This window comes from Kitasatospora sp. NPDC059088 (assembly GCF_042738155.1).
In the GTDB taxonomy this organism is placed as follows: Bacteria; Actinomycetota; Actinomycetes; order Streptomycetales; family Streptomycetaceae; genus Kitasatospora.
In genome coordinates this window covers 3,074-9,182 of sequence record NZ_JBHYGR010000124.1, presented here as the reverse complement: position 1 = coordinate 9,182, position 6,109 = coordinate 3,074, and the positions used below count along the sequence as shown (strand labels likewise).

The 6,109-nt window shown below is 77.1% G+C and carries 5 protein-coding genes; 1 reads left to right on the top strand and 4 read right to left on the bottom strand.

The window, feature by feature from the left end; all coding sequences use genetic code 11:
• Window positions 1-103 precede the first annotated feature (103 nt).
• The 4 genes from ACFWXO_RS36295 to ACFWXO_RS36280 all read right to left on the bottom strand — a co-directional run bounded on the left by ACFWXO_RS36295 (window position 104) and on the right by ACFWXO_RS36280 (window position 4,554).
• Window positions 104-1,027, bottom strand: coding sequence for a hypothetical protein (locus ACFWXO_RS36295; RefSeq protein WP_380529461.1), 924 nt, complete (start codon window positions 1,025-1,027; stop codon window positions 104-106).
• A 209-nt stretch (window positions 1,028-1,236) separates the two neighbouring features.
• Window positions 1,237-2,226: an N-acetylmuramoyl-L-alanine amidase gene (locus ACFWXO_RS36290; RefSeq protein WP_380529459.1), complete on the bottom strand. Its 990-nt coding sequence runs from the start codon at window positions 2,224-2,226 to the stop codon at window positions 1,237-1,239.
• Between the two features lie 7 nt (window positions 2,227-2,233).
• Window positions 2,234-3,529: a hypothetical protein gene (locus tag ACFWXO_RS36285; protein WP_380529457.1), complete on the bottom strand. Its 1,296-nt coding sequence runs from the start codon at window positions 3,527-3,529 to the stop codon at window positions 2,234-2,236.
• Window positions 3,530-3,900: 371 nt separating this feature from the next.
• Window positions 3,901-4,554 (bottom strand): class I SAM-dependent methyltransferase, encoded by a 654-nt coding sequence (locus ACFWXO_RS36280; protein WP_380407751.1) that lies wholly within the window; start codon window positions 4,552-4,554, stop codon window positions 3,901-3,903.
• A gap of 302 nt (window positions 4,555-4,856) precedes the next feature.
• Here ACFWXO_RS36280 and ACFWXO_RS36275 point away from each other — a divergent pair, with 302 nt between their 5' ends.
• On the top strand, window positions 4,857-5,942 hold the full coding sequence (locus ACFWXO_RS36275) for a Zn-dependent alcohol dehydrogenase (protein WP_380529455.1): 1,086 nt from the start codon (window positions 4,857-4,859) through the stop codon (window positions 5,940-5,942).
• Window positions 5,943-6,109 lie beyond the last annotated feature (167 nt).

Sequence of the window (6,109 nt, the reverse complement as noted above, 5' to 3'; positions counted from 1 at the left end):
TCCTTGAGCCGCGCCGCGCTGTTCTTTTGCGGGGGTCTGTCTGCCTCTCCCCCCCCCCCCCCCTTCTCCGTGCCGTCGCGCGGCTCGCGTCCGCGCCGCGGCGTCAGCCGCGCTGGATGCCGGCGGTGTCGGCCAGCACGCCCTGGGTGCCGTCCGGCAGCTGGGCGACCAGGGCCGCGCCGCGCTGCTCGACGGCCAGGTACCAGGTGCCCGGCACGACCTCGCCGACCGGGGCGCCGACCGGGTTGTCCTTCGGGGCCAGCTGGCGCGGGGCCGGGACGGCGAACCAGAAGGGCTGGAAGTCCGCCGCCGGGGCGGCCGGCTGCTGGGCGGCCGGGGTCGGCTGCGGGGCCGGCGCGGCGGCGTCCTGCGGACCGGCCTGCACCGGCTGGCCCGGCTGCGGCTGGCCGGCGGCCGGGTAGCCGTAGCCACCGGCCGGCTGGGCGCCGAAGGCCGGGTCGTGACCCTGGTTCGGGTAGCCGTACTGGCCCGGGCCGGGCTGGCCGGGGGCACCCGGGTGGCCGGGCTGACCCGGCATCGGGTAGCCGCCCTGGTACGGGACGGCCGGGCGCTCGTTGACCAGCGGGGCCTTGAGCGCCGGCACCAGCGGTGCGGCCGCGGCCGCACCGGCCAGCACGAGCAGCGAGATGAGGCCGAGCCAGGCGCCGAAGCCGTGGCTGAGCGTGGTGGCCGACGGGCCCCCGCCGAGCGCCCAGACCGAGGTCCAGAGCGCGGCGACGCTGAACGCGATGCCCCACTGGTCCAGCCGCAGGCCGAGCACCTGGCGGTTGGCCGCGGCGGGGCCCTGGAAGCGCTGCACCAGGATCAGGACGGCCGCGGCGATCCCCAGGAGGTAGATCGACGGCAGGATGGGGAACAGCTGGGTGCTCCACGCGTTCTGCGAGGTGTCCCCGCAGTACCGGCCGCTGCAGTCCACGGTCCAGTAGGGCAGGAAGGAGGCGATGAACAGCAGGACGGCCGCGCCTGCGACGGCGGCGTCTCCCCTGGTGAGAGCGCGCAGATTCACTTACGTTCCCCTCGTTGACGTGTCGTGGACGGTGCTTCGTGCGGTCGGTCCGACCGGCCGAAACTCCCGAACGGACCAGAAGCCTAGGCCCAACCGTCCCACCGGTGCACGGCGGGACCGGGAACGGGTCGAAGTCGTTGCAAACCGTGCCGACTCGGCGGGTGTCCGCCGGTCGGCCCGCTTCGCCCCAACTCCCTTGCCCGGTCCGGTCAGTGGGTGGTCAGGAAGGCGCCCAGCGCGTCGGCGATCCCCTGGGCGGCCTGCTGCCGCCACTGAGGGTCCGTCATCCGTCGGGCGTCCGCGGAGTTGCGCATGTTACCGCACTCGATGAACACCTTGGGAACCGCGGAGAGGTTGAGGCCGCCCAGGTCGGAGCGGGTGTCCAGGCCGTCCTTGGCGATGTAGTCGGCGTACGGCTCGCCGGTCGCGGCGTGGAAGCGGTCGCGCAGCAGCAGGCCCAGCCGGCGCGAGGGTTCGACGATCGCGGAGTTGTCCGCCGTACCGGCGACCACCTTGGCGGGCAGGATCACGTGGAAGCCGCTGCCGCTCGCCGGCGCGCCGTCGCCGTGCACCGACAGCGCGACGTCCGCGTGGGCGTCGGCGCCCGCCCTGGCGCGCTCGTCGACGCACGGGCCCCACGGGCGGTCGCCGTCCTGCACCATGACGACCTTGGCGCCCCGGGCGGTGAGCAGGGCGCGGGCCCGGCGGGTGACGTCCAGGGTGTAGTCGGCCTCGGTGTAGCCCGCGTTGGTCTCGGTGCCGGTGGTGTCGCACTCCTTGTGGCCGTTGCCGACGTCCACCTGACGGTTGATCTCGGTGGGGTGGGAGAAGTTGCCGGGGTTGTGGCCGGGGTCGAGCACCACGGTGCGGCCGGCCAGGTCGCCGCCGCCGGCCGGGGCCTGCGGGGTGGCGGCGGGCGTCGGCGTACCGGTGGGCGCGCCGGGCGTCGGGTCCGGGGCGGGGCTCGTCGTCGTGCCCGTCGCCGTGCCCGTCGCCGGCTCCGGGGACGGGTCGGTCGGGGTGGCGCCGGTCGGCGACGAGGCGGGCTGCGCGGCGGCCGTGGCGGCCACCGGGCCGGAGCCGTCCAGGGCCTGCCACCCGAACCAGCCCGCCGTGCAGAGCGGAACGACCACCGCCACCGCGGTGGCGGTGCGCAGCAGGGCGGAACGGCGGGGGGCGGGGGAGGTCGGGCCGGTCACGGGCTGTTCAGATCCTGTCCGAGGTGGGCGGGGTGAGGCCGTAGGCGTCCGCGATCGGCTTCCACTTGGTCAGGAAGTCGTTCTTCGCCTGGGTCGCCTGCGGGTTGAGCTCGTCCGCGTGCTTCTTGTCCGGCGTGCTCGGCGCGTTGCCGGAGCAGCCCTGCTTGGCCACGGCGCGGGCCCAGGCCGCGTACGCCTTGTCGATGTCGGCGGACAGCTGCCAGGCGGACTTCAACGAGTTCACCGCGTCCGCGCCGCCCGGGACGTCCGTGACGCTCAGCTTGGCGAGCTTGCCCAGCAGCCCCTGGCGCTGGCCGGCCCCGCTGTCGAAGACCTGCGCCGCGCTCTCGATGTCGGCCTTCGACGGGCAGCTGCTGACCTTGGCGACGGCGTTGCCGATCTGCGTCCTGGCGTTGCCGCCCTCGGTGAGCAGTCCGTCCAGCGCCTGGGCCTGGGCCTTGGCGTTCGGGCCGGCCGTGGTCGCGGACGGGGCCGGCGTGTCGGAGGGCGTGGCCGTGGCGCCGGGCGCGGCGTCCGTGCCGGTGGGCGCCGGGGCGGGCGGCGGGTTGCCGGCACCGGTCGCGGCGCCGGCCGGCGGGGTGGGCGCGGCCTGGCCGCCCTTGTCACCGCCCTGGGCCGCGTACAGCAGGCCGCCGCCGACCGCCAGCACCAGCAGGACCGCGAAGCCGATCAGCAGCGGGGCCCGGCGGTTGCCCGGGCGGTCCCCGTCGTCCTCGTGGTCGGGCGGGAGGGCGGCCGGGTGGTCCGGCCGGGCCGGGTACGGCGGGGCGCTGTACGGGGCCTGCGGGTTCTGCGGGGTCTGCGGGTAGGGCGGCGGCGGGTACCCGTACCCGCCCTGCTGGTCCGCGGCCTGCTGGTACGGGTTGCCGGCCGGAGGCGGCGGCGGGTAGACGTACCCGGGGCCGGGGAGCGGCCCGCCCTGGGTGCCGCGGTCCTGCGGGGTCGCGTGCGAGGGGAACGGCGCGGCCGCGGGCGGGGCGCCCGGCGCCGGGGCGATCCGGGGGAGGGCGGCGGTGGGCGCGCCGGGGCCCGGGGGCGGGGGCGGCGGGGTGGCCGGGCCCGACATGTCCGGCGCCGGGCCGAAGCCCGGGGCGGTGGACAGGTACGGGCGGCCGCCCAGCGGCGGGTCCTGGTCCTCGGCCGCGCCCGGGGCGGGGGCGCCGGTCGGTGCGGCGGGGTCGGTCCCGGCGTCCGGGCGCTGCGGATTGCGGACCCAGCCGCCCGCGCCGCCGCGCGCGGTCGGGTCCCAGACCGCCGGAGCGGTGTTGTGCTGGTCCGTCATGTGCCGCTGGCCCCCACCGTCCGCCGATGCTCTGCCTGGTGCTGCCGCCCGTGCCGCAGCTGCCTGGTGCTGCGCGGACACCGTACCGTTCGAACCCCCGCCCGACAGCCCAGGCACGACGTTAGAGCATCGGGGCGTGGCTGCGGGGGGTATCGCGCGGTGCGGTCGGGGCGGGGGCCGGTGTGCGGGAGCCTCGGGCGGACAGGGCTAGGGCCTGTCCGGCGGATCTTGCCAGGCGCGCGACGCCGGGCATCCCGCCTGGACGCACGCCCGAATCGCCCAAGTACGTCCAGTACGAGGCCGACTCGGGCGCACGCCCAGCCGGGCGCCCAACGCCGCGCGCTGATCTGCCAAGATCCGCCGGACAGGCCCTAGGCGGCGGCCCGGCGCAGGACGCGCAGCGAACCGGTCACCGAGACCTCCTCGAAGCCCTCGGCCAGCGCCCGCAGGTAGACCCGGTACGGGGCCTGGCCGCCGTCCGCCGGGTCCGGGAACACGTCGTGCACCACCAGCAGGCCCTCCGGCGCCAGGTGCGGCGCCCAGCCCTCGTAGTCGCCGGTGGCGTGCTCGTCGGTGTGCCCGCCGTCGATGAAGACCAGGGCGAGCGGGCGCCCCCACAGCGCGGCGATCTGCGGCGAGCGGCCGACCAGCGCGACCACGTGCTCCTCCAGCCCCGCCGCGTGCAGGGTGCGGCGGAACCGGGGCAGGGTGTCCATCCGGCCGACCTCCGGGTCCACCAGGGTCGGGTCGTGGTACTCCCAGCCCGGCTGCTGCTCCTCCGAGCCGCGGTGGTGGTCCACGGTCAGCGCGACCGTCCCGGCCTCCCGGGCCGCGGCGGCCAGCAGGACCGCCGAGCGGCCGCAGTAGGTGCCGATCTCCAGCACCGGCAGCCCGGTGCGCCGGGCCGCCGCCACCGCCGCCTCGTAGAGCGCGAGGCCCTCGTCCACCGGCATGAACCCGGTGGCCGTCTCGAACGCCGCCAGCACCTCCGGCGCCGGGCGGGCGCCCTCCAGCAGGTCGGACATGCGGTGCTCCTCGGGTTCGGGCGGCGGACGGACGTGCTCGGACCCTACTCGACGGTAGCGGGGCGGCCGCCGGGAGGTCGGCCGGTCCGGTCGGCGGTGCGCCGTCGGCCGAGGCCGTGAGCACGGCGATCATGATGGCGGGCCGGATCGTCGCTGCGCGGAGGGCTCGTTCGTACTGTGATCACTCCGCCGGGCCGCCGCCCCCGCGCCGTTCTGGAACGCGTTCTAGTCCGTGCCCGGCGGCCGTGCCAGAATCGCCCCGACCCTTGACCCGATGACCCGAGGCACACCGGGAGCAGCCCATGCGCGCAGCCGTCCTGCACAAGACCGGCCAGGACACCCTCGACGTCCGCGAGGACGTCACGGCGCTCGGCTTCGGACCGGGCACCGTACGGGTCCGGATGCGCGCCGCCAGCCTGTGCCACTCGGACCTCTCCGCGATGAGCGGGATCCTGCCGCAGCCCGCGCCCTTCGTCCCCGGGCACGAGGGCGCCGGGGACGTCGTCGAGGTCGGCGAGGGCGTCACCGGCGTCGCCCCCGGCGACCGCGTGGTGCTCTGCTGGATGGCCCCCTGCGGACGCTGCGCCCACTGCGAGCGCGGCCGCGGCCACCTCTGCATCGCCAGCCTGCGGCGGCTCGGCGCCCCCGGCTTCCGGCTCGCCGACGACGGCACCGAGGCCTCCGGCTTCTACGGCACCGGCGCCTTCGCCGAGGAGGTGGTGGTCGCCGCCGACGCGGTGATCAAGGTGCCCGCCGACCTGCCCTACGAGGCCGCCGCCCTGATCGGCTGCGGCGTGACCACCGGCATCGGCGCCGCCGTCAACACCGCCCGGGTGGAGCCCGGTTCCTCGGTCGCGGTGATCGGCGCGGGCGGTGTCGGCGTGGCCACCGTCCAGGGCGCCCGGGTCTGCGGCGCCGCCCGGATCACCGTGGTCGACCCGGTCGCCTCGCGCCGCGAACGGGCCCTCGCCTTCGGCGCCACCGAGGCCATCGCGCCCGAGGAACTCAAGGCGTTCGCCAAGGGGTTGCCCGGCGGCGGCTTCGACCACGTCTTCGAGGCCGTCGGCCGCGCGGCCACCGTCCGGGCCGGCTACGACGCCGCCCGGCGCGGCGGCGCCGTCGTCGTCATCGGCGCGGGCGCGCAGGACGACCTCGCCCAGTTCACCATGGGGGAACTGTTCTTCAACGAGAAGCGGCTGCTGCCCTCGCTGTACGGCGGGGCTCCGGTCGCCCGCACGATCGCCCTGGTCGTGGACCTCTGGCGGGCCGGGCGGATCGACCTCGACGGGATGATCACCCACCGGGTCGGGCTGGCCGAGGTGAACCGGGCGATCGCGCAGATGCGCAGCGGCGAGGCGCTGCGGACGGTGATCTCGCTGGACTCCTGACGCCCCGCCCCACAGTGCGGTGGGGGTGGGGCGCGGGGTCGGAGTGACGTGGGGGGGGGGGCCCCCCCGCCCCCCCCCCCCGCCCCCGCGGGGGGGGGGGGGGGGGCGGCCCCCCGCGCCCGCCCCCCCGGGGGGGGGGGGGGGGGGGGGGCGCCCCGGGGCGGGCG

Bases quoted from the DNA above. Each gene is read 5' to 3' on its own strand.
- ACFWXO_RS36285 (WP_380529457.1), bottom strand. From the start codon at position 3,529: ATGACGGACCAGCACAACACCGCTCCGGCGGTCTGGGACCCGACCGCG.
- ACFWXO_RS36280 (WP_380407751.1), bottom strand. From the start codon at position 4,554: ATGTCCGACCTGCTGGAGGGCGCCCGCCCGGCGCCGGAGGTGCTGGCG.
- ACFWXO_RS36275 (WP_380529455.1), top strand. From the start codon at position 4,857: ATGCGCGCAGCCGTCCTGCACAAGACCGGCCAGGACACCCTCGACGTC.